The sequence below is a fragment of the Vibrio navarrensis genome (assembly GCF_000764325.1).
In the GTDB taxonomy this organism is placed as follows: domain Bacteria; phylum Pseudomonadota; class Gammaproteobacteria; order Enterobacterales; family Vibrionaceae; genus Vibrio; species Vibrio navarrensis.
In genome coordinates, this window is record NZ_JMCG01000001.1 from 2,618,551 (window position 1) to 2,645,373 (window position 26,823).

Sequence of the window (26,823 nt, forward strand, 5' to 3'; positions counted from 1 at the left end):
AATGCTCGGTTATGTCAGAAAGAAAGCAAGGTCGTCGTAGCGCTGAAGCGGCAGAGCAAACCAAATGCGAGATCCTCAAAATCGCGGCAGATATGTTTGCAACCCTCGGCTTTGAGCGGGTTTCGTTACGCAATATCAGCGAGCGAGCGGGTGTCTCGCACAGCCTGATCCGCCATCATTTCGGTAGCAAAGAAAAGATTTGGCAAGAGATCAGTGACGCTTTGGATGACTATCTACAAACCTACATTACCGAGTTGATTGGTGAGATTTCGCAGCAGAATAGCGATTGTGCACAGCAAATTTACCAATTTTTGGTGCGCATGTGCGCGTTTACGTTGGTGCACAAGCAGCCAATCCAACTGATTGCCGATGCGGTTCGCCAAGACGACAACGCGCTACTGGAATATTTCCTACGTTCCAAAGACGAGTTCGCTGCCGCGTTTGAGCCGCTTTACACCCAATACAATTTACGCCACCCTGAAAAACCTATCTGCATGTGGGAAATGAAATGGCAAATGTTACTGCATGCCCATGGTGCATGCAGTTTAACGCCATTTCTTGGCGAAACCTGGCCGGGCATCAGCGATGCCGATACGCTTTTGCTCAAGCATTGGGAACTGTTTAACCAGCAGATTGCTAGGCAGCTCGATATCCATCAAGACAAGATGATTCATCCCAGCAAACTGGACGATATTGTTATTGAAGTGGCTTGCCGTCTCAGTAATCCCTCACAATGAAAAATTGCACAAAACGCCGTTGCCAATCAGTGGCGTTTCGCAGCCAACACAGAAGCAAACAAACCAGCAAACCAACACCCAAAGCGCCCCCTTTTCTCTGTGAAGCCAACACCGCTTCTAATCCCGCGGTGGTATTCGCCGCCTCAGGCACATAATCACCGTTGAGATAATCGACACGCATCTGTTCTGTGATCACTATTTTGGCCGTCTCTTTACCACTTAGCACACGGTCGATCCAAGTCGAGTAGTCTTGAATTTCAGTAAATACCGACGTAACGGGCCACTGCGGATCGCCACAGGTCTGCGGGCCAAAACTGGTCAGGCCTACTTGGACCAGCGTGCCGTTGTTGTTCCAGTAGACAGGGCCACCAGAATCGCCATGACAAGTGCTGTTTTTCAACTGCGATACACTGCTATAGCTACCATCGAAACAGATCTGCTTTGATGTGAGGTAACGACCCGCCGAAAATGTCGCAGCGCAAAGATCATTTGCAACATAGTTAAGCGAAGCGGCTAGTAGGCGCGTGTCACTGTCATCATTGGTTTGGGTATTACCATGCCCGACAGTGAAAAATGGCTGCCCGGCACTTCGATATGATTCATCGCTTGGTCGCACTATCACATCATTAATCGCATCGATATTCATCGCTGTGGCCAGTTTCAACACCGCGATATCATCGGGAAACAGCACTTGTGCGCTATCGATAAAGCTGTCCGGGTAGTAGATCTCACTCACACGTAGCCGTTGAATATTGCCAAAGGGATACTGCTTTTCATCTTGCAGTTGTGGCACCACCACCATAAATAAAGGCAATGACGCGGAACCCGTTACGCAGTGCGCTGCGGTTAATACATGCAGAGGGTCGAGAATACTCGCACCGCAATAGGGACCTGAATAATAGATACCGTTATATTCGAGCGAGTCATAGTAAAGACTGGCAATCGAGGGGTAATCGGAAACACTGACCACACTGCCATTGACCACGCGAGTTTGTGGCAAAGATTGCGCGCAAAGCGCCGCCGATGCCAGCATGGCTGCGGCAACCAGCGAACAACGGGATAAAGAAGTGATAGAAAACATAACACCGCGCCCCCAGATAGAAGCGCGGTGTTGATTGGAGAAAGCAAGTTCACTTGCTTAGGGATTCAGCACAACGCTTCGTTAACCACGGTAGTAGCGTTGCGGTACAAAAGGCATTTTCTCTACCGCCATCGGTAGCAGCTTGCCACGAACTTCGGCAAACACTTCGGTGCCAATCTCAGTAAGGTCTGCGCGTAAGTACGCCATAGAAACTGGTTTACCTGCATTCGGACCTGCGGTACCACTGGTTACTACACCCACTTTATTACCATCTGCGTCGAAAAGTTCAGCTCCTTCTCGAACGGGAGCTTTGGTTAACCCCACCAAACCAACACGTTTGCGGGATACATCTTTGCTTTCAATCTGTTTTAGGATGATGTCTGCGCCAGGAAAGCCACCCTCACGCTCACCGCCTGTGCGACGCACTTTCTGAATTCCCCAAAGCAGGCTTGCTTCCACTGGCGTGGTGGTTTGATCGAGGTCGTGACCATAGAGACACAAACCACACTCCAAACGAAGAGAATCGCGCGCGCCAAGGCCAATCCATTCCACTTCTTGCTCTGCTGTCAGTGCACGAGCCAGCGCTTCTGCTTTGTCGGCGGGAACCGAGATTTCGTAGCCGTCTTCTCCAGTATAGCCGCTGCGAGAGATGATGCATTCTTCGCCCAACAATTCGAGTTTCTGCACATCCATAAACATCATCTCAGCCACCGCTGGTTGGAAACGCGCGAGAACTTCAGCGGCTTTCGGGCCTTGAATCGCCAACAGAGCACGATCATCAATCACTTCCAGCTCAACATCCGAAGGAATGTGCGCTTGCAGATGGTTGATGTCCTGCTCTTTACAAGCCGCGTTCACCACAACGAACAAATGATCGCCAAGGTTCGCCACCATCAGATCATCCATGATGCCGCCCTGCTCATTGGTAAAGAAGGCATAACGCTGCTTACCTTGCGCAAGATCGATAATGTCAACGGGAACCAAAGACTCAAGAAACGCCGCTGCACCTTCTCCGTGTAGTCTGAGCTGTCCCATATGAGAAACATCAAACAAACCTGCTGCGTCGCGCGTGTGCAGGTGCTCTTTCTTTACGCCTAGCGGATATTGAACTGGCATATCGTAACCAGCAAACGGCACCATTTTGGCGCCCACTTCAATGTGCAGCGCGTGAAGCGGTGTTGTCAGTAATTCTTGGTCAGAGTGTTCTTGAGTCATTTTCGTCTCCATTAGCTAGACCCAGCACAGCGATCTATCAGCAATTAAGTTGAGCAGTTTTCCACCAAGGGAAAATTCTGTTTCCTATAATAAACACGAGCTAACGAGTTTTGCACGATCAACTCGTTTGGAACCGTTCAAAATGTGACATTTAACAATTTATTCACAGCAGAAATAGGCAGAAATAACGCCGAAATGCGGGTTTTATCAGCAAAGCGGCGCTATTGTAATTAAGATTTTCGCAAAAGCAAACGTTTGCCTTCACTATAGGAAATTTACATCTTGTTAGCACTATTTAGCGGTCACCCACAAAATGTGTGCATCTTCGTCACTGACCGACACCAACATGTGCCCCATATTGGCATCGTAGTAGACACTGTCACCTTCGCTCAGCACCACAGGTTCGTAGAATTCTGAGAAGAACTGTACCGCCCCAGAGAGAATCAACAGGAACTCTTCCCCGTCGTGGCGAACCCAATCCCCATATTCATCAAAACTACGCGCATGAACCACGCTTTTGAATGGCATCATTTTCTTATTGGAAAGTTGGGTGGCTAATAACTCATGCTCGTAGGTTTGGGTTGGATGTGGCTTACCCAGCCCTTTCTTGGTGATATCCCGACGGCCAGTGGCCACTTTTTTTCTTGGCGGCTCAAAGAGTTGTGGCATATCAATCTTCAGCCCATGAGCCAATTTTTGCATTGCCTGAAAAGTCGGCGAGATCTGTTCGTTCTCAATTTTGCTTAAAGTTGAACGTGCTAAACCCGTGCGCTGACTCGCCTCTTCGAGGGTAATTCCCAACTTGGCGCGCACCTCTTTAATCCGCTGACCGAGCTTAAGCGGCTCGATATTTTGCTCTTGCGACTCTTTCGCCAGTGTCAGAGATGGGTACTCATCATAGAAATCTTCCGACATATTTCCCTCGTATTTATTCTTCGCTTCCTGTTCACAAATCATTGTGCATGAAGCCTAAAGTGGAGAAAAGTGCAGCAGGATAAATAAAGCGTGCTCTTGTTAACAAAAAACGCATTCATGTTTCCTATAGGAAATTTTCGGTTGATTGTTCAGTTAACAACGGGTATGTTACCAACTTGTTAGTTGAAGAGATGCTTTTTCCGCACGCATTGACCGAAGGAAGTGACGTCAATCTGCGGCCTTTTGTACCCATTTGGGATGGATTTCGCTCTGAACAGGACGGCTAATTTATAGCCGGTTCAGCTATTACAAAGGACTGTCGAATCAGAGAACGACGGTACACAGATTCGACAGATGATTGAAAGGTTATCTACCATGAACAGCACTTACCAAAACCACAGCTTGGAAAATTTTTTCTCCACTAACTTGTCAGCAACCGACGATGCGGTATTTGCTGGTATCCAAGCCGAATTCACCCGCCAAAACGAACAGATTGAGCTCATCGCTTCTGAGAACATTGTCTCAAAAGCGGTAATGCAAGCCCAAGGCACCTGCCTGACCAACAAATACGCAGAAGGTTATCCCGGTCGCCGCTATTACGGTGGTTGTGAACACGTTGATACCGTCGAAGCGATTGCTATTGAGCGCGCGAAAAAACTTTTTCGTTGTGAGTACGCAAACGTTCAACCCCATTCTGGCGCGCAAGCTAACGGGGCCGTTAAGCTCGCTCTCCTTCAACCGGGTGACACCATTTTAGGTATGTCGCTTGATGCAGGTGGCCATCTTACCCACGGCGCTCGCCCTGCGCTTTCAGGCAAATGGTTCAACGCGGTGCAATACGGGGTGGATCGCCAAACACTCGAGATTAATTACGATGACGTTCGCGCGTTAGCGCTTGAGCATCAACCGAAGATGATCATCGCAGGCGGCAGTGCTATTCCACGCACCATCGATTTTGCCAAGTTCCGGACGATTGCCGATGAAGTTGGCGCGCTACTGATGGTCGATATGGCGCACATTGCTGGCTTAGTCGCAACCGGCGCTCACCCTAGCCCACTACCACATGCTCATGTAGTTACGACGACAACGCACAAAACTCTGCGCGGCCCTCGCGGCGGTATGATCTTGACCAATCACGAAGAGATCAGCAAAAAAATCAATTCTGCGGTTTTCCCCGGTTTGCAAGGCGGACCATTAATGCACGTTATCGCGGCTAAAGCGGTGGCGTTTGGTGAGGCGCTTGGCCCTGAGTTCAACACTTATATCGATTCGGTGATCAATAACGCAAAAGTTCTGGCTGAAGTGTTGCAAACTCGCGGCTGTGACATTGTGACTGGCGGAACGGACACGCACTTGATGCTGGTGGACCTGCGTCCGAAAGGACTAAAAGGTAACAAAGCAGAAGAAGCATTAGAGCGTGCAGGGATCACATGTAACAAAAATGGCATCCCATTCGACACGGAAAAACCTATGATTACATCGGGTATCCGTTTGGGTACGCCAGCAGGCACCAGCCGAGGCTTTGGCGCAGAAGAATTCAAACTCATTGGTCATTGGATTGGCGATGTACTGGATGGATTGGTTGACAACCCTGAAGGCAACGCTGAAGTAGAGCAACGCGTGCGCAAAGAAGTGAAAGCACTATGCGGCCGCTTCCCTCTTTACCAATAAACCGATTTTAAATCCTAGTAAGATATTTTGGAGATTAAGCAATGGACAAAACACTGAAGTTTACAGATAGCCACGAGTGGGTACGTGACAACGGTGATGGTACTGTAACTATCGGTATCTCTGAGCACGCACAGGAATTGCTGGGCGATGTGGTATTCGTCGACTTACCAGAGCTGGAAGCAGAGTTCGATGCCGGCGACAGCTTCTCACTGGTTGAATCCGTGAAAGCCGCTTCTGACATTTATGCGCCAGTCACTGGTGAGATTGTTGAAGTCAACGAAGAGCTTTCTGACAGTCCAGAGCTAATCAACGAAGAACCTTATGAGGGTGGCTGGATTGCGAAGATCAAGATGGCTGACCCATCTGAACTGGATAATCTCAAAGATGCAGAAGAGTATCTAAGCTCTATCGAAGAAGATTAATTAAGACATTTCGACATAAAGCTGCCTGCACCGTGGGCAGCTTTTTTTCAAGGCTGAACGACCCAAAGCGCATGCTAAGAGACGCAGAGGACACACAGCTTATTTGAAGGTAAAGGACCATGACTGAATTACTTCAAAGCCTCAACACCCAACACGAGTTCGTTGCTCGCCACAACGGACCGAATCAATCTGACCAACAAAAAATGCTGCAAGCGATCAACGTCGCAAGCCTTGACGCCTTGATCGAGCAAACCGTTCCTGCGCAAATTCGCTTGGAAAAACCGATGCAGCTTGCACAAGCGAAAAGCGAAGCAGACATGCTACTGGCGATGAAACAGTTCGCCAACCTAAACCAAGTGAAACGTACTTTCATTGGCCAAGGTTACTACAACACGCTGACACCAAATGTCATTTTGCGTAACGTACTGGAAAATCCGGGTTGGTACACCGCCTATACGCCATACCAACCAGAAATTTCTCAAGGTCGATTGGAATCGCTGTTGAACTATCAACAAATGGTGATGGACCTAACCGGCATGGACATTGCGAACGCATCGCTGCTTGATGAAGCCACGGCGGCGGCCGAAGCGATGACCCTTTGTCAACGTGCAGGTAAGAGCAAGAGCAAAGTGTTCTTCGTCGCTGACGACGTTCACCCACAAACCATCGAAGTGGTTAAAACGCGAGCCAAATACTTTGGTTTTGATGTGGTCATCGGCGCGCTAGATGCTCTGCCTCAAACTGAAGCGTTCGGCGCACTACTGCAATACCCGGGCACAACCGGTGAAGTTCGCGATCTCACCGAGATCATTGCTAAAGCGCAAGCGAACAAAACACTGGTTACTGTTGCCACTGATTTACTCGCGTCTACCCTACTCAAGCCAGCGGGCGAAATGGGCGCTGACGTCGTGATCGGCAGCGCGCAGCGTTTCGGCGTTCCTATGGGCTACGGCGGTCCGCACGCAGCGTTTATGGCCACGCGCGAGCAATACAAACGCACCATGCCGGGCCGTGTGATTGGTGTTTCTATCGATGCCAAAGGCAACCAAGCTCTGCGTATGGCGATGCAAACGCGTGAGCAACATATTCGTCGCGAGAAAGCGACGTCAAACATCTGTACAGCTCAGGCTCTGCTTGCCAACATGGCCTCTTTCTATGCCGTTTATCACGGCGCGCAAGGCCTTCGCACCATCGCCCGTCGCACGCACCACATGACCGCGATTTTGGCAGCGGGCCTAACCAAAACAGGTTTTGAACTGGCGCACAACGCTTTCTTTGACACCATCACTATCAACACTGGTGACCAGACTCAAGCGCTTTACGCTAAAGCGCAAGCCGCCGACATCAACCTACGTTTGCTCGAGGGTCAGATCGGCATCAGCTTTGACGAAACCACCACGGTTGCTGACGTCGAAGCACTCTTTGCTATCTTTGGCGTGAATGAAGCCGTCAATGCTCTTTCAAGTGACATTGCCAGCAATGAATTTGCCGCGATTCCAGAAAGCTGTCGTCGCACGAGTGAGTATTTGACCCACCCAGTTTTTAATACCTACCACAGCGAAACGCAAATGATGCGTTACCTGAAAAAGCTTGAAAACAAAGACTTCTCGCTAACACACGGCATGATCCCACTCGGCAGCTGCACGATGAAGCTTAACGCGGCGGCAGAGATGATTCCGGTCACTTGGCCAGAATTTGGTGCTCTGCACCCATTTGCGCCGATTGAACAAGCAGCGGGTTACACTGCGCTTGCCGAAGATCTCAAAGCTAAGCTGTGTGAGATCACGGGTTATGACGCATTCTCGCTGCAACCCAACTCGGGCGCATCTGGCGAATACGCCGGCCTAGTGGCGATTCAACGCTACCATGAAAGCCGTGGCGAAGGTCATCGTAACGTCTGCTTGATCCCAAGCTCAGCCCACGGCACTAACCCAGCCACAGCCTCTATGGTGTCGATGAAAGTGGTGGTAGTGAAATGTGACGAAAACGGCAACGTTGATCTGGCTGATTTGGCAGAAAAAATCGAGAAGCATAAAGACAATCTCTCTAGCATCATGATCACTTACCCTTCAACGCATGGCGTGTATGAAGAGCAAGTGAAGGAAGTGTGTGACATGGTTCATGCCGCTGGCGGTCAGGTTTACCTTGATGGCGCCAACATGAACGCGCAGGTTGGCTTGACCTCTCCGGGCTTTATTGGTTCAGACGTATCGCACCTTAACTTGCACAAAACCTTCTGTATTCCACACGGCGGCGGCGGCCCGGGTATGGGTCCTATCGGTGTGAAATCGCATCTTGCGCCTTTCCTACCTGGTCACATCGAAAACGGTGTAGAAGGCAAAGAGTTCGCGGTTTCGGCTGCCGATCTCGGTAGTGCGTCTATCCTGCCAATTTCTTGGGCCTACATCGCCATGATGGGTGCCGACGGCTTAGCAGAAGCGACGAAAGTGGCTATCCTCAACGCAAACTATGTGATGGAGCGTCTACGCCCGCACTACCCTGTGCTTTATCGTGGTAAAAACGGCCGTGTCGCGCACGAGTGCATAATCGACATCCGTCCGCTCAAAGACGAGACAGGCATCAGCGAGGAAGATATCGCTAAGCGTTTGATGGACTACGGTTTCCATGCGCCAACCATGTCTTTCCCAGTGGCAGGCACCTTGATGGTTGAGCCAACTGAATCGGAAGATCTGGCGGAACTTGATCGTTTCTGTGACGCGATGATCGCGATTCGTCAAGAAATCACTGCAGTCAAAGAAGGAGCATGGCCACTTGAAGACAACCCGCTGGTTAATGCGCCGCATACCCAAGTGGATCTGATGGCCGAAGAGTGGACACACCCATACCCCCGTGAGTTGGCGTGTTTCCCTTCAACTGCAACCAAGAAATCCAAATACTGGCCGACGGTTAATCGCGTGGATAACGTCTACGGCGATCGTAATTTGATTTGCTCTTGCCCGAGCATTGATAATTACGCTGAGTAAGTTCAGTATCAATACACATCAAGGCGAGCCAACAGTTGGCTCGCCTTTTTATTTTTCCTTGTTTGCCTTATCGCTTTGCTAAAGACAATAAAACGGTTCATTCCACGATCTTTTAAATATAAAAAGGCCCACCAACATGTGGTGGGCAAAAAAGCAGTTGATCGTAATGGTTAATTAGAAGAAGTATTTGAAGCGAATACGTGCGCCTAGATCTTTATTGTCGCTGTCGCTTTGTTTTGAGTAGTAAGTACCCAAGTAGATGTTTAGTGCATCAACATCCCAAACATTTGCGATTTCGTAAGATGCGTAAGTGGTGTTTAGCTTCGTTTTTGTCGCATTGGTTTCGTCTTGTGAATAAACGTGACCTAGACCAAAACCACTCACCAATAGGTTGGCACCAATGGTTGATTGCTCTTTAGTTTGGCTATCAAAATCACGGAACGCGTAGTTCAAGTTTACGCTAACTGCGTCAGCAGAGTAGTTTGCTGTAACGCCGTAGCCCATGAAATCATTCGCTGGATCTAGCTTATCAGCCGTTACGTTGGCTTCCAAACCACCTGCTACACGGAAAGAATCTGTTGCTTGGAACGCAACTACTGGGCGTAGGAACACAGCGTTGTTGTCCGCAGCTGACTCGTTTTTGAACAGAGATGAGACCTCGAAGTAAACGCCGTCGAACGTTTTAGAGAAAGCAACTTGACCGTTGTCACCACGACCACGCGCAGCATTAGCACGGTAAACGTCGACACCAGCGTAATCCAGCATCGTATCTTGGCCTACAGGGAAAAGATCATACGCTTCGAAACGGCCCACTTTTAGTTCCCAATCGGCTTTCTTACCCATCGCGAACCAAGCGTCATCTAGATTTACGTTACCTGAAGTATCCAGTAGAGGCTGCGCTTGCATCTTGATGTAGCGATCGCCAGAAACCGTGTGCTCAGCGGCAACTTGTACCAAAATACGGCCATTTTGATTCAGTTCTTGTTTATTTGTTGCATTTTTATCGGTGTAATCAAGGTTAAATTCCACATCACCGCCGATAGAGAATGCACCCATATCGTTTTCAATAGAAACGCCCGCTTGGGCATTAATAGCTGCAGATACAAGTACAGAGGCAAGCGAAAGTTTTACAAGAGTGTTCATTATTGGTTTTCTCCAATGATTTATATCATTTGTAATTATCAAATCATATTTAGGGCGATCTTGCTGCCCTTAATCCCTGCACATCAAAGTGGGTTTTCTCCGATGTGACTCCCGAGCGATCACTGCATTGTAAGATTTACACGACCGGAAGCGCTTGCATCATACATTCACCATTCATATTTATTAAGTGATCATGGTCACGAGTGGGAACGTTCCATAGCGATGTGTTTGATAATAATCTATAGGCATCACGAATCTGAAAAATAGTTCGAGCAGTAAAATTAATGTTGGCATGATTTTTATGTTAATTTATTTCACGAATTAAAATAAATCCGTGTGAAACGAATTGTTTCTCAACCTTAAATCAACATTTATTTTGTTTAGAAAAAGCTAATAAACAAAAATCTATTAGCTTAAATGAAGGAATTCCCACTTTAGCGGAATTTAAAGTGTGATGGATATAACATTATTAATATAGATGTAACTAAATTAGAAATAACATTTTTAAGAAAACTTACTGCGGAAAACAAAATACACCGCACCAAGCAGGCATAATCCAGCCCACAAATAGTCCAACTTCAAAGGTTCGCGCAAATAAAAGAGAGAGAATGGGACAAAGACTGTCAGAGTAATCACTTCTTGGATAATTTTTAACTGACCAACGTTCAGTTCACTGTAACCAATACGGTTAGCAGGAACCTGCAACAAGTATTCAAACAGTGCGATACCCCAGCTGATAAGCGCAGCAACAATCCATGGCTTATTGTTCAGTTCTTTAAGATGGGCGTACCAAGCGAAAGTCATAAAGACATTACTGCATACCAACAGCCCAATGCTGACGACGATAGGATTCATGACCAACTAGACCAAAGAGAACCGCAATATTACGGCGTCGATAGCATAACGTAAATCTATAAGCTGACAACGTTATCATGTGTCTATTTTTTTCAAGTGCTCTGCTGTCGATAACGTCACTCAAACAATCTACTGATCATGAACTATTACGCTGTCACAAAATAAAACCGCTGACCATAGCAATCGCAATGGTTCAGCGGCTGTTTTGGCTAACGCCAGATTAAACACGGAATGAAAGCCCTAAGGCGGCCATCTTATCAGCCATTCCTCGCACATCCTGCGCTTGACCCGCCAACTCATCCACATCCCGTGCATTCGAGTTCGATGCAGTTTTTATATTTGTCAGACTCTTGCTGATCTCTTTAGCCACCACGCTTTGTTGCTCAGCGGCAGTCGAAATATGGATGGCGGAATCATCAATTGCTTCTACTGCTTGATTTAACGATTCTATCTCAGCGCGCGCTTCCCGAGTCGATTCAATACAAGATTGCGCTACGTCAGTGCCGCTTTGCATGGTTGACTTCAAAAGATACAACGCGTCAAAGATCTCTTGCATTGAGCTTTGTATTCCTTCGACTGCTTTTTGCGTTCTTTGACTCAGTACTCGTACTTCGTCCGCCACCACCGCAAAGCCCCTTCCCTGCTCGCCAGCACGTGCCGCCTCAATCGCGGCATTCAACGCTAACAAGTTGGTTTGCTCAGCAACTCCCCGGATTTCAGACATCACGTTGTCAATTGCAGAGATTTTGTTCGCCATCAACTCGGTGTTTTGCGCCGAGGCATTCACTTCTTTGGCCAATATCGAAACCTGCTGCTCAGCCGCAATCACTTTCTCATTCGAGCGCTGGCAAAGTTGAGCGGCAAGATGTACTTGTTCCGATGACAACGCACTGTTTCTCGCCACTTCGGAAATGGTCGCCACCATCTCTTCAACCGCGGTCGCAATGGACTCGAGATCCTCATTCTGAATGCGTATGCTGTTGCTTGTTCTGCCGGAGATTTGCTCCAGTGTTTTGACTCGGGTGAGCAAATCCCGACTGGCGTCCAAGACTCGTCCGAGAATGGTTTGATTGCGCCCTTCATCCATCAGTAAATGAAACTCGGCTTGATTGGACGGATTGGTGCAGAAAATCCAACGAGACACACTGTCGTATTGACGCTGAAGCTGTTGGTTAAAGTTCGGATAGGCCACTAATTCGTTGTAAAACAGTGTGAAGAAAAGCACAGGAAACAAAATACTGAGATAAGCACTATAAAGAATACTGCCAGCCGTGATCGCCACAGAACAGAGTGCTACAAGCACGAGCTTGAGCTGATTGCTCATTACCAAACGGGATTTGACGGGTTTGCTTTGCCGCAGTGCTTGGTAAGCCATTTCGGCTCTAGCCCTAACTTTCGGATCAAGCTGACGCCTTACCGACTGGTATCCAACCAGCTGATTATGTTCATAAATCGGGGTAACAAAGGCATCCACCCAGTAATAGCGGCCATCTTTACAGCGATTTTTAACCGCGCCCCGCCAAGCCGTACGCTGCTTAAGATGTTCCCAAAGATCTTTGAATGCCTCTTTGGGCATATCCGGATGGCGCACCATATTGTGATTCTTGCCGATCATTTCTTCACGCTCATACCCCGCGACCTGACAAAACGCGTCATTGGCATAAGTGATCACCCCTCTTGTGTCTGTCGTCGAGACTAACTCCATCTCCTTTCCAAACTTAACCTCTTCATCAACAATGTGATTATGCTTTTTCATACGGCCCCCCAACTGAGCTCTTTTTTACAGTATAGGTGCAAATAAGCATATCAACTGATTTCAAATCTCTGTTTATTCAATACTTTGATTTATATAACTATTTATATCAATACAATTTGTAACAGAATTTAACTTCTTTTAATTCAGCATTATATAAAAACAGTTTATATGTAGAGTAGGTCACTGGCTTCGGCACAACCCTTATCCAGCAACCCCTCTTCAATTCCGTGCATGAGGTTTTCCCTCACACGGCTTTCACATAAATGTTCACCTGCTCACCTTCGCAGTTTTCATCTTCGTCGGTTGTAGATACACAAGACCTGCCTTGTGTAACTTATCCCATGCATCTTGCGCAAGATACAGGCTCCGACGTTGACTTCGGCTTCTTGACCATCGATAAAAGCGTGCCACCAAAAACCAATCCATCTTGAAGAAGACCTGTCGAGGATAACCTACTTTGCCAAAGTAATTCTTCCAGCCTCTTACTACTCTATTAACCCGCTCAACGAGCTGATCTAGGGTCAGAGACGTTCTATGCTTCACTATGCTTCGCAACTTATCCTTATACTTCTTTTGGCTCTTCTTCGATGGATAGATCTTTACGTAGTTGGTGTGCTGGATGAAACCCACTATGTACTTGAAAGTGAACCCTAAGAAGTCAAATTCATTTCCTACTTGGGTCATATCTACGATGTGAGTTTTATCTTCATTGAGCTTTAGTCCTTCCTGCTCCAGCTTATTCTTTATCCAGTCCTGTTGGGCTGAATTGAATGGCGTTTTCGACAGGATAACAAAGTCATCTGCATAAGAAATTATCTTGCATGGTGTCTTTGTCGCAATCTTCCGACAAAAGTCATTTAGGTAAATGTTTGCCAATAGTGGCGAAATCACCCCGCCTTGAGGCGTACCGATAGGGTTTCCCACTATTCGGCTCTTTCCTTTTGCTGTTGGCTCACTTATCGGCGCTTTGAGGAATAGCTTAATCAGTCTTAGTACTGCCCTATCCGTCACTTTAGACCTTACCTTATCCAGTAATCGTGAATGCGGTATAGTGTCGAAAAACTTTGATAGGTCAGCATCATAGACTTGCTGATACCCTTGTTTTAGATAGCCATTAATGCATATCACTGCGTCTTGTGCACTGCGCTTAGGTCTGTAACCGTAGCTATTACAGTGGAAGTGAGGCTCGAAGACTGGACTTAGCACAAGCGTGCATGCCATTTGTACAATGCGATCTCTGATACTTGGTATGCCCAAATTTCGAGTCTTACCATTGTCTTTTGGTATTTGCACTCTCTTGACCGGCAGAGGTCTGTACCTGCCTTCTACCAGCTCCGCTCTTAATGTTTTGATCAACTTACCAGACGTTTCAATGCTATTTAAGTCCTCAAATCTGACACCATCGACTCCCGCCGCCCCTTTGTTTGCTTTACACAAATAGAAGGCATCCCACAGGATGTCGAAACGACAAATTTTGTCATACAGACTATAAAATGCTTGGTCTGGCTCCTGCTTTGAGCGCAGGTAAAGTTTTCGCTGAAATTCTCGAACTTTATTTGAAGTGCTAGCCATTCGGCAATCTCCTGCTGAAATTTCTTTAAAAACGTCATTTATGTCTGGGCCCCTTCCCTAGATGAGGTTATGTTGTCCTCATCATCTTCGGTACTATGGGCTCATCCGACTGCCTATTGTGTATACACTGAGAATTTCGAGGTCCCCTCTTATATCTCTGCGCTGGGGCGCGACTCCCACAGCAATAGGCTCTCCCACGTTTACTCAACATCCTTCAATGCATGCCATCTTGTATTACACCGGGAAACCACACAGTTGCCTTCGCTAGTTGCTTCACTGTATGTGGCAGGGTTCGTATAGACGGAGCGACTCCCCATTTCCACTTGCGTGACGATGCTTAACCAAGTTCGCTTAATGCTACGGCCTACATTGCGTCTCAACGATTTCTCGTCTTTGTCACTGGGCTTCATATCATGTTGTTGCCATCATGTATGCCAGTCAGACTTCTAGGTGAACTAGCAATTTCCTATGTAGGGACTTTGCACCCTACTGGACTTAACCCATTGTTTAGGTTAACGTTCTGGGCTTATTATGCCATTTAATCGCTTGGCTGCGTCTCTTGCCCAGAGCAGTGTTGAGCACCTCGTGGCGCTCCCGTCATTCCGCAGCTAATTCCAGAATCTAAATAGTGTGATCTGGCGATCGGTTTTTCATAAAAACCACGACACCATCTTGACCGCGATCTTCTAACCATTCATACGGACGCCCTGATCCCCCTGGCAGGCCGAACTGAAGGGAAAAGAACGGAAAGAGAGGGAAAAGAAAAGAAAAGAAAAGAAAAGAAAAGAAAAGAAATTCTAGCAAGGCCACGCCACGAGAAGGTGGAGTGGGCGCAACATGGTCTCCTACTACCTTATAGTATGTATTCAAAATTACATTGAAATCGCGTATTTCCTCGATTTCTCGCCTGCTTTGTATGGTTTAAATTTCGCTCGGAGTTGCGACCCACCCAATGCTATTTTGCAAATATGGAGTTCATCAGTACAGGTTACCCGCCTCATGACTCGGTGAATATCTACTATGAATTAGGTCAATTATCTTCGAAATCAGACTCTCTTATTTACTAAAGGAAGGAGTCTGTATGTCTGTCAGTAAACTACTCTATCTCTCAATATTTTTATTCATCATTTCAACGAAATCAGTGCACGCCGAGCCATCTGGGATTGAGCTGAAAACGTTCTCCGTGGCGACCTATAACGTGAAGTTTTTGTCCGCGTGTATGCACAAAGAGCGCCAAAAAAATTTCCAGCAAGTCATCAACCAGCTCGAAGGTGTGGATGTTGTAGCGCTGCAAGAGGTCCGTGACCGCTTAGCTGCCGAATACTATTTCGACCCAGCTAAATGGGTGGTCATTCTCGATGATGACAGTACCGATGACATGAACCTGGCGTTTGCTGTACGTAAAGGTCTGAATTACTCGCTGGCCTCCGGAGCCGAAAAGAACGCCGATTCAATTCAGGATTTCGCGTTTGATACTCATAACCCCAACTTCATCGATGAGCGCAGAGTATTGAAACTGATTGTGTCAACTGATGCCGGCGATGTGCTCGTACTTAATCACCACGCCAAATCACGTTACAGCGGTAGACTGGACACGGAGACCTCTAGGGTTAATGCATCGCTCGATATTCTCGATTACATCGACTCCAGCTCGTATGACAAAGTCGTCCTGCTTGGTGATTTCAATGACACGCCGGATGACGCTTCTCTGAATACTTTAGAAACTGGGGCATTATCACCTCAAGCGCTTGAAAACGTACCGGGCAATTACTTTATCAATCTAGCGGAGCCTTTAGTTGCTCAAAACCTGGTGAGCTATGGCCTGAAAAGTAACACGAAAACCGACACTCTCATTGAGCTTATCGATGCGGCAGTTCCTAACAGCCGACTAACTAACCTCGACAATTATGCAGCCGACGTTGAGGTTACACATGCAATGTATGACCAGATACTGGTGACCCCGTCTTGGGTATCGGCATACAACAACCAAAAATACGCTTACACCTTTGAAGAGTTAACCGCCGTAGTCGGTAATGAAGACTCCCGCGCTTCCGACCACATTCCCGTCATAGCTACTTTCGGTATCAATGCACATCCCCTACCCAAACTGACCATCATTTCCCTATTAGCTAACCCGGTAGGTACCGATTATCAAAACGAAACCATAACGCTTCTGAATACCGGCTCGCCATTCAACGGCCAGTTAATGCTTAAGGATGCCAGTGATAATAAGAGCACGTTGCTCACAGCGACCTTAGCCGAAGGTGAACAAGTCACTTTCACTATCAGCTCCGGAGTCACATTAAACAACAGCGGGGACACCATCACGCTGCTTGACCGGTATGAGCGAGAAATTCACACAGTTACCTACACGTCTTCGCAAGAAGGCATAGAAAACACTTTTTGAGGATTAAGACCTTATGAGAAACACCCTGATAGCCCTTAGTATCGGGCTGCTCACATCCACATCCGGCTTTGCGTCCACGCCCTGGCAGAGTGACGCCGTTTACAATGCAGGTGACGTTGTCATCCATAACGGAAACACCTTCGTCTCTATCCACTGGAATTCAGGCTCTGCGCCTGAAGTGAATGATGTTTCCTGGGACGGTTGGCTTTACGTTGAAAACGGAGAAATTCCGTTATTCCAAAGTGAAGAAGCGTACAACGGTGCACAATTAGTTAACTATAAGGGCGAGTATTACCTGTCTAAATGGTGGGTTCAGGGGGAGAACCCCGATGAATCTTCAGCCTGGCGCCATCTGGCAAATTTTCAAATCGATAGCGGTGATTCACTCCCTGTGGCTCCTGAACCAGATCTCGACCCTAAATCTGCTGAAGCCATACATGGTGTAGATAGCGACAATGACGGAGTTCGGGATTCGTATAAAGAGGCCGTGATTGACGCTTACTCTTCTCCGGAAATTGTCCAGCTCGCCTTGAGTGCGTCACATGAATATAAGCTATTGCACGACATTGCCCTTGACGACTCGATTGCGCTTTCCAAAGAAGCGGCAACGACGCAACTAAATAGCATCATTCGAATGGAAGGCTGTTTCGAACAATTAAGACGTGATGGTCAGATTCAGGAAATGCCGGATGATCTATATACCGAAACAATATATCAAGCCCTTTATTATCGTATTGGTAAACGACGACTGTTTGAAGCAATGGGCGAAGACTTTGATGCATTTGTTTTTGAGGAAAGTCCTTGCCCCACTTCATTACTACCAGGAGGACAACAATAATGATACGTAAAACGATTGGTTTGTCACTCTTAAGTCTGTTGCTATCAAACGCTGCCTTTGCAGATAGTTACTGCGCTAAAGGCGTCGATTCTCTTCAGTTATTCTACGTAAATGGAATGTTTACTGATGAAATGACTTTTAAACAAAATCTGGACGCGTTGAGTGATTTTCAGTCCAGCTACCTTCATTACTACACGATAAGAGACGACGCTGATGGCGTTCATAACTTTAATGAACCGCTACTCTATCAGATCGCAGAAGTCGCATTTCATAAGCTTACTGATGAAGAGAAGAATGGAGCAAAAGGGCGCATTGTTAAAGCGGCACTCAAGGGAAACCTCAAACAAAACATTGACGCCACGGCTGAGGCATTTGCATGGTTTTATACTGAGCTCTATGAAGGCGTCGATGATATGGTCAATGAGCTTGACTATGCGAACATGAAACTTAGGCTGGAAACGTATCTCGACAAGTGCGCCAGAACGGTTTTAGTTACGCACTCGCAAGGTAACTTTTACGGGAATCGTTTATATACAGAAGTAAGCAATAACTATGTATACCCTAATGGTGTTGAATTGTCTGAATACCCTATGCTTGGATATATGGGTATTGCAAACCCGACTTTTTCACATGGCGGTCCCCAGGGTGTCAACAATCCAGAGATAGCAAAGACATTTACTAATTCGAACGATTTGCCAATGGCTGGCGTTCGTATTGCTTTCGGTGCTATAGCAGCAAATCCGGTTTCAGCTTCTCTCGCCTTTGATTTTTCTGGTCATGGGTTGAAAGACTCCTATTTACAAGACAACGCCGCACCATATATAGCGGGTCTCATGAAAGAAATTATCGATAATTTGACGCCATACCCGATGTTCGAACAGCATCCTTCTAGTTCGTCTGCTATCTCACACATTGGGCATTCCTACGTTTCTAATATTTTGGATATCCGGTTCAGATACGGAGGTGGTTACCGATATGAGGGTGTAGACCGTGAAACCTGGGAGGAATTTTATTATTCCACAAGTCACGGTACATACTTTAATGAGAACATTAAAGATAACTACCCATACACTAAAATAGAAAACTAAGCACAGAAGGATTCACTCGTTCAGCAGACCTGACCGCGGAGCAGGCAGGAAATGCCATTCGAGCCCACTGGGGCATAGAGTCAATGCACTGGATTTTAGATGTGAGCATGCGAGAAGACGCTTGTCAGATTTACCGACAAAACGCGGCTGAAAATTTGGCAGGTTTAAGACACATGGCACTTAACATGCTAAGAGCTGAGCCAAGCAAAATTAGTGTGCCAATGAAGCAGAAACGTTGCATGATGAACCCCGGCTTCTTGGAGCAAGTTTTGTTAGCTGGATTTAAGTCAATGACTAAATTCTAACCATTCATGCGGACGCCCTGGTGATTATTGCCCTTGGTGTTGCCGGACTGATTGTGACCCAAGGACGCATCGGCAGTGCTACCAACAACCTTGGCTTCCTGTACGAGTTGGATGCGATTGCGGCGTGTGTCGTCGGCGGGGTCTCTTTTGCTGGCGGTGTGGGCAGTATCGCCGGAGTTGTCACCGGGGTGCTGATTTTTACCGTAATCAACTACGGTATGACTTATATTGGTGTCAGCCCATACTGGCAATACATTATCAAAGGCTCGATCATCGTCTTCGCCGTGGCACTCGACTCGATGAAATACGCCAATAAAAAGTAAGCTTGTCGGCATCGCTCAGAGTCTCTGGCGATGCCGTTTTCACGTTGCCTAGCGTGGCGTTACCTGCACGACTTCTTTACCCGCACGAATGCAGAGCCCATCTTTTCGCGACTCTCAGTCGTCTCAATGAAGTGTCCCTTTAACAGAAATCGCGGAGCCGCTGCGTGACGGCACAACATCAATACGCTGCGCCATTTGCTCTTTCATTTCTGCGACGTGGGAAATTACCCCGATCATCCGCCCACTCTGTTGTAAATCCACCAGCGTTTGCACCGCCAGATCGAGCGATTCCGGATCCAAGCTGCCGAATCCTTCATCGATAAACAGCGTATCAAGGCGAATACCACCACTATAAGATTGCACCACATCCGACAAACCGAGCGCTAAAGAGAGCGCCGCCATGAAGGATTCTCCGCCAGACAAGGTGGCAACATCGCGCGATTTGCCAGTGTAGCTGTCTTCCACCACGAGATCTAAGCCACGCCCCGCCACGCCTTTAAAGCCTTCGGTTTTGCGGCTGAGGATATATCGACCACGACTCATTAAGCTCAAACGTTGCGATGCTTGGATCAACACATCATCTAGCAGCACGCCCAACACAAAGCGATGTAAGCTGATTCGGCTGCCCGTTTTACCACTGGCGACATCATAAAGCGTACCGTAAACCTTGTATTCCTCTTCAAGACGTTGGTTGTGTTGGTGTAACTCGGCGATCTTGCGCTGCACACTTTCCAGTTTGGTGACCAAAGAGCGCACACTATCTCGCTCATTTTTCACTCGCAGATAGCACTGCTCGGATTCAATCACCGCCAGCTCTTGCTGCGCCAGTTCCGGTGGCTGTTTATCTTGCAATCGCTGCTGGAAATCCTGATAAGTCTGCTGCAAACGGGTGGTCTGCTGCTGAAATTGCTCCAACTCTTGCTTCCATTGCTCCAACTGGCTGGGCTCTGCCCGCTGCGCCAAATAGTGCTGCTCGTCGCTAAAGGCTGACGCGTCGAGAGCCTCACGCCAAGCTAATTGATGTTGTTCACTCCGATGCTGTATTTGCAACAACATGTCGCTGTGCGCTTTTAGTTCACTACGCTGTGCCGATAGCGTTTGTTTGATCTCATCAAGGCGTTTTTGACTGAGATCTTTGGCTTGTTGCCATGTTTCGATCTGTTGGCTGAGCGTGGCTATTCTCTGCTCAACCAATGTCACGTCGCTCCATTCGCTGGCAATCTGCTGACTAAATTTGCTTAGCTGTTCACGCTTTTCTTTTAACGTCGCAGAGGCAGAAATGAGTTGTTGGGTGAGCTCTTTCTCCATAGCATCACCTTTGCCACAGCGCTCGGTCAGTTGCTGAACATGACTCTCCAACTGAGTAAGGTTAATCTCTTGCATTTTTTTGAGCTCGGCTTGCAGCTCCAGCAGCTGGGCTTGCAGCGCCTCAATTGAGGTATCCAGCAAGGCGCCCATCAGTGCTGCGCTTTGTGCAACCGCTTCTTGCTGTTGAGTGATTTTAGACAGGTGTAACGCCAGCGCATTCTCGCTCTGGTTAAAAACGGCGAGCGCGTTTTTCTCCCGCTCGCGCGCCTGCTCCACTTGCACTTTACTAACCGGCTCTCCCGCAAAGGTCGCTTTAGCCGGATGCTCTCGGCTGCCACAAACCGGGCAAGGGTCGCCTTGGCTAAGACGTTCAGCAAGGATCGCCGCTTGTTCAGTGTGCCAGCTCAGCTCAACCCGATCGGCACTTTGCTGAGCGTTTAACCAGTGCTGCTTTGCCTGTTGTTGCGCCTGCTGCTTGGCTTGTGTCTGCGAGTGCAAATCTTGCAAACCTTGCTGAAGTTTCAGGTGGTGCGTGTAGTCGTTGATCTGGCGTTTCAGCTCCCCTTCACGCGCTTCAAGCCTTGGCTGCTCCGCCAGTGCCTGCTTGCCTTGGTCAAAGGCGCTGGTGGCCGATTGCAGCTCTTGCTGCATCACCGTTTTGTGCGCTTGCACGCGCTGCAATTGATGCTCCAGCTTTTCTACTTCTATGCCTAAATGGACAATCTCTTGTTCAAATTGCGCTTTTTGCATCAGCTTGGCCTTGGCGGTTTCTAAGGCAAACTTTTCTTGCTGTAGCTCAGGAATGCGTTCAGCTTGTTGCTGGGCTTGGGTATGTTGCTGCTCTAACTCATTCGCTTGCTGTGTTGCACTGCTTAGTGAAGCATTAAGCTTATCAATCTTGCTTTACTGTTGAACAATATCGTTAAGGATACTCTTCCACTGGTGATAAGGCCCATCGAGTTGCTGCGCTTGGCGGGCATGCTCAAGCTGCAGCGCTAAAGCTTGCATCGACTCCTTTTTGCCCAGATGAGTATCGAGCACACTTTTCGCGGCGGCTTGTTTATTGAACTCTTCCAGCAAGGATTTGGCCGTAAGGAGAGCTTGTTTGGCGTCGTTGTAGTGACCTAAGTACTGTTGTTCTTGCAGGTTCAACTCAGCGAGCACGCTTTGCTGCTCTTTCAATGTCTCTGTCAGAGACGATTCATCACTGACCTCAGCCACATCCAGCGCACCACGGATCTGCTCATCAAACTTCTCTTTGGCGCTGCTGATCGCCTGCGCTTTCTCTTTCAGGGCAAATTCGATGCGTTTGTATATTTCCGTTTGGAACAGCTGGCCAAATATCTCTTCACGCTCTTTGGAACTCGCAAGCAACAGTTCGCGAAATTTCCCTTGTGGTAGCACCATCACTTGGCGAAACTGAGTCTCGCTCAGACCAATCAACTCAGCGACTTTGCCTTTCACTTCGTTGGTTTTGGCGGTGATCAGTTTTTCTTCGTCATCGAGTAAATAGAGCGACGCAGTGTGTTTTTTTACCGTCGTCCCTTCGCCACGCGCCTTGGCCGCTTCTTGCTCTGGCGAACGTTGAACGCGGTAACGTCTGCCGTGTAAGACAAATTCGAGAGTGACTTCGGTCGGAGTTTTCACATCGGCGAGATCACAACGCATCTGCGTACCCTGCCGCTCATTGCCCGTGGTTTCGCCATACAAGGCGTAGCAGATGGCGTCCAATATCGAGGTTTTCCCTGATCCCGTTGGCCCGTTGATCAAAAACAGTGGGTTAGATCCGAGTAAGGTAAAATCGATCTCTTCACGGCCAGCAAAAGGGCCGAATGCTTGCATGGTGAGTTTGATGGGTTTCATGCTCTCTCGCCCTTACTGTTTCAACAAATCTTTGACAATGGCGCTGAGCGCCTTCTCTTGCGCGCTGCTCAATTCGCTCTCTTGCGCTTCGCGAAAAAAATCACGGAACATATCCGCTTCACTGCGCGCCAGTTTTGCTTGCGCCATTTGTTGTTCTACACCAATCAACATGCCCGGTTTCTCTAAATGCAAAACGTTCGGGTAAACCGCACGAAGCTTGTCCATCGGATTGAGGATCGCGTGTTTATCCAGCAAGCGCACCAATAGGTAATCGTCCGCGTTAGGATCTGTTTTGCCACGCGCAATGATGTCCTCCAGTTCCCCCTCCAGCACGCGCATTTCTCGCGGTGCTTTGAGCGCGATATGCTCAGCGTTGGCAAATCCGTTTTCATCGAGCGTTACCAGCGTAACCCCTTTCTTTTGATCCTGCTCGGAAAAGCTGTATTTCATCAGCGATCCACTGTATCGAATGTGGGCTTCACTGCGCTGCTGCGGCTGATGCAGATGGCCAAGCGCAACGTAATCAAAGCAGCGAAAATGGCCCGCACTAACTCGATCCGAACCGCCAATGGAGAGCGGCCGCTCCGAATCACTGCTCTCTCCGCCATCCACAAAACAGTGGCTCAGCAGCACGTTTTTCTGCGCGTGTTGCAAACGGGCCTTAATCTCTTCAACCAATACTTGGTGCGATTGGTCGTGGTCTTTCACATCAGCGTCAAAGGCAAAGCGCACCTGCTCTGGATCGCTATAAGGCATGCCATAAAAGGCCACCTGACCCGCTTGCTCACTTTCCAGTACCACAGGAGTCAGCATTTGCTTGAAGTTACTGATGATGTGTAACCCGGCTTGTTTCATTTGCGAAGCACCAAAACCAAGTCGCTGCGCGCCATCATGATTGCCGGGAATGAGGATCATCGGCGTGTTCAGCTCGCCGCAAACGCGCGTAACGGTTTGGTCGAGCAGTTCCACCGCAGCGGTCGGAGGCACTGAGCGATCGAAAATATCTCCCGCCACAACAACGGCATCGACCGGATGCTGCGCGATGTATTCAATCAGTTGATCAAGAACGGCGCTTTGGTCTTCCAACAGAGAGACGTTGTGAAACTGGCGGCCAAGATGCCAGTCAGAGGTATGAATAAACTTCATGGATTGTCACTTACACCAACGAACGTATGACGGAATGCCACGTTTTTCAGGCGATAGCATAGCCTGAAAAATCGGCCATTTCATCGTATCAAGCGGTGAAATTGATATCCGAAGTGATTGAAAGGGCAATAAATGGGCGAAACGCCCACAAACTCATACTGTGTTGATGACCGGTATTAGAGTTAGCACTCAGTGCGGTTGCGCCCGTTACGTTTGGCTTTGAGCAGTGCGTGATCGGCGCGTTTAAGCACTTCTTCATAACTCTGCGCATTATCGCTATCGGCAAAACCAATGCTGGCGGTGATAGTGAGATCCGGATCGATATCATCAAAACGGCTCTGCTCGATACGCTCTCTCAACTGCTCAAAATAGGCGTACGGCTGGTCGCCTTGGTACAACAGGGTGAACTCTTCCCCGCCCCATCTTGCGGTTTTTTCAGGTGATTGCGCGTAATCTCGCAAAATGTGAGCGATAGCGACAATCGCTTTGTCACCAGCCAGATGGGAATATTTATCATTGATTCGCTTAAAGAAATCGATATCCAAGATCGCAACAAAGAAACGCTGCTGATTTTCCTTAGCGTGATTGAAAGTCGCTTTGATCTCATTATCAAAGGCGCGGCGATTCGCCAAGCCAGTTAAGACATCTTCTTTTGACAGTCTTTCGTACTTCTCCGCTTGCGCTCGGATCTCTTGCGTTTGCAGTGCCACTTGTTTTTTCAATTGAAGCTCATTGCGTTTAAGCGCGCTTAGCCGCCAGCGAATCGCAGCCACGAGAAGGATCAGTGCTGCCAGCACAACGGCAATGCGCACTTCCGTACGCTGCCAAAAAGAGGGGTAAACGGTAAATTGGTACACATGCTGCGCATCATGCCACTCACCATACGGCGAGCGGGCGCTGATGCACAAACGGTATTTGCCGGGCGGCAGATAGGTGTACTCGACCGTGGTCGCATTGCCGCGATAGGACCACTCGTTGTCAAATCCCTCCAATTTCGTTCGGTATTGCAAGCGCTCAGACATGACATAGCCAAGCCCAACGTAAGAAAAGGAGACGCGCGTCGTGCCTGCAGGAACGTGACCGCGAGAGTCGACATCGACACTGGTGGAATCAAACTTTACTGATTCGAGCACCACAGGAAGTTGATGTTTGGTGTCGTGCGCCAAGCTGTCAGGATGGATTGATGTTACGCCTTTTGCAGTAGCAAAGTAGAGACGGCCTGCCTTGGTGATTATTGCGGCCGGATTGGAACCGCCATTGGCCTGACTGCTGGCCATGCCATCATTTTCGTCGTAATGCTCAAACTCTAAACTGGCATACATGCCGTCTGCGACGCGATGTGCCTGCTCGTAGCCAATGCGCCAGATACCTCGGTTACTTGACAACCAGAAATGGCCTTGGCCATCGTTGACCACTTGGAAAAATTTGTCGATGGGCAACCCCTGCGGACGCCCAACAAGCGCAGTGGTTTTATCCCGTTGCCGATAGCGCACCACACCGCGATCTGTGGCGATCCACACATAGCCTGGTTCGGTGTAAAAGCCGAAAGCGTATTGGGCGGCTTCCAGCTTGTCTAAATTGAGACTGGCAAAATGTTCACCGGAGAGATAGTTGACACCAAGCCCCGTTCCCACCCAAATTTTACCGAATTCATCTTCCGCCAGCGCCATCACATAGTTATCAACCAGCTCGCCATTCTCTTTACTGAAATAGCGCAAAGTACCGTCTGGTGAACGTTTCACTAACCCTGCAGGCGTTCCTATCCATAAATTATTCTGACTATCTTGAAGCAAAGCTCGAATTTCATTAGTCGGTAAGCCACTATTTTCACTAAGAAATAAGCTCAGCTGTCCAGCTTGGAACATCATCAGACCATGTTGGTAGGTGCCAACCCAAGCGCTGTCTGCGCTTCGCTTTGCCAAGCTCAGCACGGAGAGATTCTCACCGTGACTCGGTACCGCTCGCGCCCCTGAGCTATCCAGCACACTCAGGCCATTGCTGCTACCGATTAATAGATGATCGTCAGCGATCTCCAGCAGAGTGCGGACATAGTTGCCTATCAAACCTTGTTCTTGAGTCACAGAAACAAAGGGAGCTTCTCGTAAACGGATAATCCCGCCATTGGTGCCGATCCAGATGTTACCTTGCTGATCTTCAAGCCAAGAGAGCACGCGGTTATTCGGCAACCCTTGACGAACGTCTAGCCATTCCAGCCCATGCCAACTCAAGCGTGCCACTCCTCGATTGATAGTGCCAAACCAAATACTGCCCGCGCTGTCTTGCTCAACCACCGTAACCACGGTGCTTAACAGAGCATTCTCTACAGGGCTGAGGATTTTCCCGTCCCAGCGCCAAGCGCCACGATTTGTACCCAGTAGAATGTCACCGTTCGGCGCAGATGAGACATAAGAGACGCGCTCAAATTGCGTTGAAGAGAGTTTTTGTGCCGCATTATCCGTTAGGCGATAGAGACCGGCATCCGTCGCCGCAATAATCGCACCAGTCGCATCCTGAGCAAGACGATAAGCGCTCGTATTGGTCAATCGCCATTGGTCTTCGCCATAACGACCATCATCGAGATGCGGGCGAAACACCACCCCTTTTCCTTCAATGGCAAACCATAAGTTCTGCTGCAAATCGACCAAGATGAAGTTAACCAAACTTGGGAGCGGGGTTTGCGCATGCCAAGTATAACCTTGCCGAAGAGCTAAACTACCGCGTGCACCGCCTACCCACAAACGATTGGCGCTGTCTGCAGCCAGCGAGCGTGTGCCGGAATCCAGCATATGTGTCTGCGGATTTCGATCAAAACGTTTGAAATTGAGACCATTGTAACGGGCAACCCCTTCCCAAGTGGCAAACCACAAGTAGCCATCTTGCGTTTGAGCAATGGCGTTGATGCTATTGTGGGGTAGCCCCTGATTTGAACTCCAGGTTTCAGAGAAGTAATCGGATAGACGTAGTGGCTGAGCAAAAAGAGAAGTCGAGAACGAAGCGATCAGCATCAAAATCACCAATTGCCTGAACTGCATGCAGGGATTTCCCCAATTTACTTTACTCATTACGTCTTTTTCCTTCACTGCGGTTTTAAACCAAACGGCAACCAACGAAACCGCCGCAAAACATTTATGATAGAAATATAAATTAACTGCTAAGCCACAACAATGAAGTGGTGATTTATACAGGCAGTATGG

General features: G+C 48.3%; 16 protein-coding genes and 3 pseudogenes. 9 read left to right on the plus strand and 10 right to left on the minus strand.

Annotation, left to right across the window (positions count from 1 at the left end; genetic code table 11):
• Positions 1 to 11: 11 nt before the first annotated feature.
• Positions 12 to 737 carry a TetR/AcrR family transcriptional regulator gene (locus tag EA26_RS11625; RefSeq protein WP_039427637.1) on the plus strand — a complete coding sequence of 242 codons (726 nt, stop codon included), beginning with the start codon at positions 12 to 14 and terminating at the stop codon, positions 735 to 737.
• Here EA26_RS11625 and EA26_RS11630 read toward each other — a convergent pair.
• From EA26_RS11630 to EA26_RS11640, 3 genes are all read right to left on the minus strand, one after another.
• Positions 718 to 1,818, minus strand: coding sequence for a S1 family peptidase (locus EA26_RS11630; RefSeq protein ID WP_081946386.1), 1,101 nt, complete (start codon positions 1,816 to 1,818; stop codon positions 718 to 720). The genes EA26_RS11625 and EA26_RS11630 overlap by 20 nt on opposite strands.
• A gap of 81 nt (positions 1,819 to 1,899) precedes the next feature.
• Positions 1,900 to 3,033, minus strand: coding sequence for a glycine cleavage system aminomethyltransferase GcvT (gcvT, locus tag EA26_RS11635; protein WP_039427639.1), 1,134 nt, complete (start codon positions 3,031 to 3,033; stop codon positions 1,900 to 1,902).
• Between the two features lie 291 nt (positions 3,034 to 3,324).
• Positions 3,325 to 3,948 carry a helix-turn-helix domain-containing protein gene (locus EA26_RS11640; protein ID WP_039427642.1) on the minus strand — a complete coding sequence of 208 codons (624 nt, stop codon included), beginning with the start codon at positions 3,946 to 3,948 and terminating at the stop codon, positions 3,325 to 3,327.
• A 375-nt stretch (positions 3,949 to 4,323) separates the two neighbouring features.
• Here EA26_RS11640 and EA26_RS11645 point away from each other — a divergent pair, with 375 nt between their 5' ends.
• From EA26_RS11645 to gcvP, 3 genes are all read left to right on the plus strand, one after another.
• Positions 4,324 to 5,619: a serine hydroxymethyltransferase gene (locus tag EA26_RS11645; RefSeq protein ID WP_039427643.1), complete on the plus strand. Its 1,296-nt coding sequence runs from the start codon at positions 4,324 to 4,326 to the stop codon at positions 5,617 to 5,619.
• A 41-nt stretch (positions 5,620 to 5,660) separates the two neighbouring features.
• Positions 5,661 to 6,041 carry a glycine cleavage system protein GcvH gene (gene gcvH, locus EA26_RS11650; protein WP_039427645.1) on the plus strand — a complete coding sequence of 127 codons (381 nt, stop codon included), beginning with the start codon at positions 5,661 to 5,663 and terminating at the stop codon, positions 6,039 to 6,041.
• Between the two features lie 119 nt (positions 6,042 to 6,160).
• Entirely contained in the window at positions 6,161 to 9,025 is a 2,865-nt protein-coding gene (gene gcvP / locus EA26_RS11655; RefSeq protein ID WP_039427646.1) for an aminomethyl-transferring glycine dehydrogenase, read from the plus strand.
• A 174-nt stretch (positions 9,026 to 9,199) separates the two neighbouring features.
• On the opposite strand, the gene EA26_RS11660 is transcribed toward gcvP, so the two are convergent.
• The 4 genes from EA26_RS11660 to ltrA form a co-directional block, all read right to left on the minus strand.
• Positions 9,200 to 10,168: a carbohydrate porin gene (locus tag EA26_RS11660; RefSeq protein WP_039427648.1), complete on the minus strand. Its 969-nt coding sequence runs from the start codon at positions 10,166 to 10,168 to the stop codon at positions 9,200 to 9,202.
• Positions 10,169 to 10,672: 504 nt separating this feature from the next.
• On the minus strand, positions 10,673 to 11,023 hold the full coding sequence (locus tag EA26_RS11665; protein WP_039427650.1) for a DMT family protein: 351 nt from the start codon (positions 11,021 to 11,023) through the stop codon (positions 10,673 to 10,675).
• Positions 11,024 to 11,243: 220 nt separating this feature from the next.
• Complete coding sequence (locus EA26_RS11670) at positions 11,244 to 12,779, minus strand: methyl-accepting chemotaxis protein (RefSeq protein ID WP_039427652.1); 1,536 nt, start codon at positions 12,777 to 12,779, stop codon at positions 11,244 to 11,246.
• Between the two features lie 267 nt (positions 12,780 to 13,046).
• A complete protein-coding gene (gene ltrA, locus EA26_RS11675; protein ID WP_052079731.1) occupies positions 13,047 to 14,351 on the minus strand; it encodes a group II intron reverse transcriptase/maturase in 1,305 nt (434 codons plus the stop codon).
• Positions 14,352 to 15,432: 1,081 nt separating this feature from the next.
• Between ltrA and EA26_RS11680 the strand changes: the two genes are divergently transcribed.
• From EA26_RS11680 to EA26_RS11695, 5 genes and pseudogenes are all read left to right on the plus strand, one after another.
• Positions 15,433 to 16,758, plus strand: coding sequence for an endonuclease/exonuclease/phosphatase family protein (locus tag EA26_RS11680; protein ID WP_039427655.1), 1,326 nt, complete (start codon positions 15,433 to 15,435; stop codon positions 16,756 to 16,758).
• A gap of 13 nt (positions 16,759 to 16,771) precedes the next feature.
• On the plus strand, positions 16,772 to 17,596 hold the full coding sequence (locus tag EA26_RS11685; protein WP_039427658.1) for a carbohydrate-binding protein: 825 nt from the start codon (positions 16,772 to 16,774) through the stop codon (positions 17,594 to 17,596).
• Positions 17,596 to 18,684, plus strand: a complete 1,089-nt coding sequence (locus EA26_RS11690) for a KTSC domain-containing protein (RefSeq protein WP_052079262.1) — start codon at positions 17,596 to 17,598, stop codon at positions 18,682 to 18,684. Before EA26_RS11685 ends, EA26_RS11690 begins: the two co-directional genes overlap by 1 nt.
• A gap of 11 nt (positions 18,685 to 18,695) precedes the next feature.
• Positions 18,696 to 18,989: pseudogene (locus EA26_RS20480) on the plus strand (ISAs1 family transposase); the annotation flags it as partial.
• Positions 18,983 to 19,312 (plus strand): annotated as a pseudogene (locus tag EA26_RS11695) (ABC transporter permease subunit); the annotation flags it as partial. The pseudogenes EA26_RS20480 and EA26_RS11695, both read left to right, overlap by 7 nt.
• A 123-nt stretch (positions 19,313 to 19,435) precedes the next feature.
• Here the strand turns inward: EA26_RS11695 and EA26_RS11700 are convergent.
• The 3 genes and pseudogenes from EA26_RS11700 to EA26_RS11710 form a co-directional block, all read right to left on the minus strand.
• A pseudogene (locus tag EA26_RS11700) lies at positions 19,436 to 22,483 on the minus strand (AAA family ATPase).
• 12 nt (positions 22,484 to 22,495) lie between these two features.
• Positions 22,496 to 23,629 (minus strand): exonuclease SbcCD subunit D, encoded by a 1,134-nt coding sequence (locus EA26_RS11705; RefSeq protein ID WP_039427660.1) that lies wholly within the window; start codon positions 23,627 to 23,629, stop codon positions 22,496 to 22,498.
• Positions 23,630 to 23,811: 182 nt separating this feature from the next.
• Complete coding sequence (locus EA26_RS11710) at positions 23,812 to 26,691, minus strand: ligand-binding sensor domain-containing diguanylate cyclase (RefSeq protein WP_226978361.1); 2,880 nt, start codon at positions 26,689 to 26,691, stop codon at positions 23,812 to 23,814.
• Between the last annotated feature and the right edge of the window lie 132 nt (positions 26,692 to 26,823).

Bases quoted from the DNA above. Each gene is read 5' to 3' on its own strand.
- EA26_RS11690 (WP_052079262.1), top strand. From the start codon at position 17,596: ATGATACGTAAAACGATTGGTTTGTCACTCTTAAGTCTGTTGCTATCA.
- EA26_RS11645 (WP_039427643.1), top strand. From the start codon at position 4,324: ATGAACAGCACTTACCAAAACCACAGCTTGGAAAATTTTTTCTCCACT.
- EA26_RS11710 (WP_226978361.1), bottom strand. From the start codon at position 26,691: ATGAGTAAAGTAAATTGGGGAAATCCCTGCATGCAGTTCAGGCAATTG.
- EA26_RS11670 (WP_039427652.1), bottom strand. From the start codon at position 12,779: ATGAAAAAGCATAATCACATTGTTGATGAAGAGGTTAAGTTTGGAAAG.
- EA26_RS11660 (WP_039427648.1), bottom strand. From the start codon at position 10,168: ATGAACACTCTTGTAAAACTTTCGCTTGCCTCTGTACTTGTATCTGCA.
- gcvT (WP_039427639.1), bottom strand. From the start codon at position 3,033: ATGACTCAAGAACACTCTGACCAAGAATTACTGACAACACCGCTTCAC.
- ltrA (WP_052079731.1), bottom strand. From the start codon at position 14,351: ATGGCTAGCACTTCAAATAAAGTTCGAGAATTTCAGCGAAAACTTTAC.
- EA26_RS11625 (WP_039427637.1), top strand. From the start codon at position 12: ATGTCAGAAAGAAAGCAAGGTCGTCGTAGCGCTGAAGCGGCAGAGCAA.
- EA26_RS11630 (WP_081946386.1), bottom strand. From the start codon at position 1,818: ATGTTTTCTATCACTTCTTTATCCCGTTGTTCGCTGGTTGCCGCAGCC.
- EA26_RS11705 (WP_039427660.1), bottom strand. From the start codon at position 23,629: ATGAAGTTTATTCATACCTCTGACTGGCATCTTGGCCGCCAGTTTCAC.
- EA26_RS11680 (WP_039427655.1), top strand. From the start codon at position 15,433: ATGTCTGTCAGTAAACTACTCTATCTCTCAATATTTTTATTCATCATT.
- EA26_RS11640 (WP_039427642.1), bottom strand. From the start codon at position 3,948: ATGTCGGAAGATTTCTATGATGAGTACCCATCTCTGACACTGGCGAAA.
- EA26_RS11685 (WP_039427658.1), top strand. From the start codon at position 16,772: ATGAGAAACACCCTGATAGCCCTTAGTATCGGGCTGCTCACATCCACA.
- EA26_RS11665 (WP_039427650.1), bottom strand. From the start codon at position 11,023: ATGAATCCTATCGTCGTCAGCATTGGGCTGTTGGTATGCAGTAATGTC.
- gcvP (WP_039427646.1), top strand. From the start codon at position 6,161: ATGACTGAATTACTTCAAAGCCTCAACACCCAACACGAGTTCGTTGCT.
- gcvH (WP_039427645.1), top strand. From the start codon at position 5,661: ATGGACAAAACACTGAAGTTTACAGATAGCCACGAGTGGGTACGTGAC.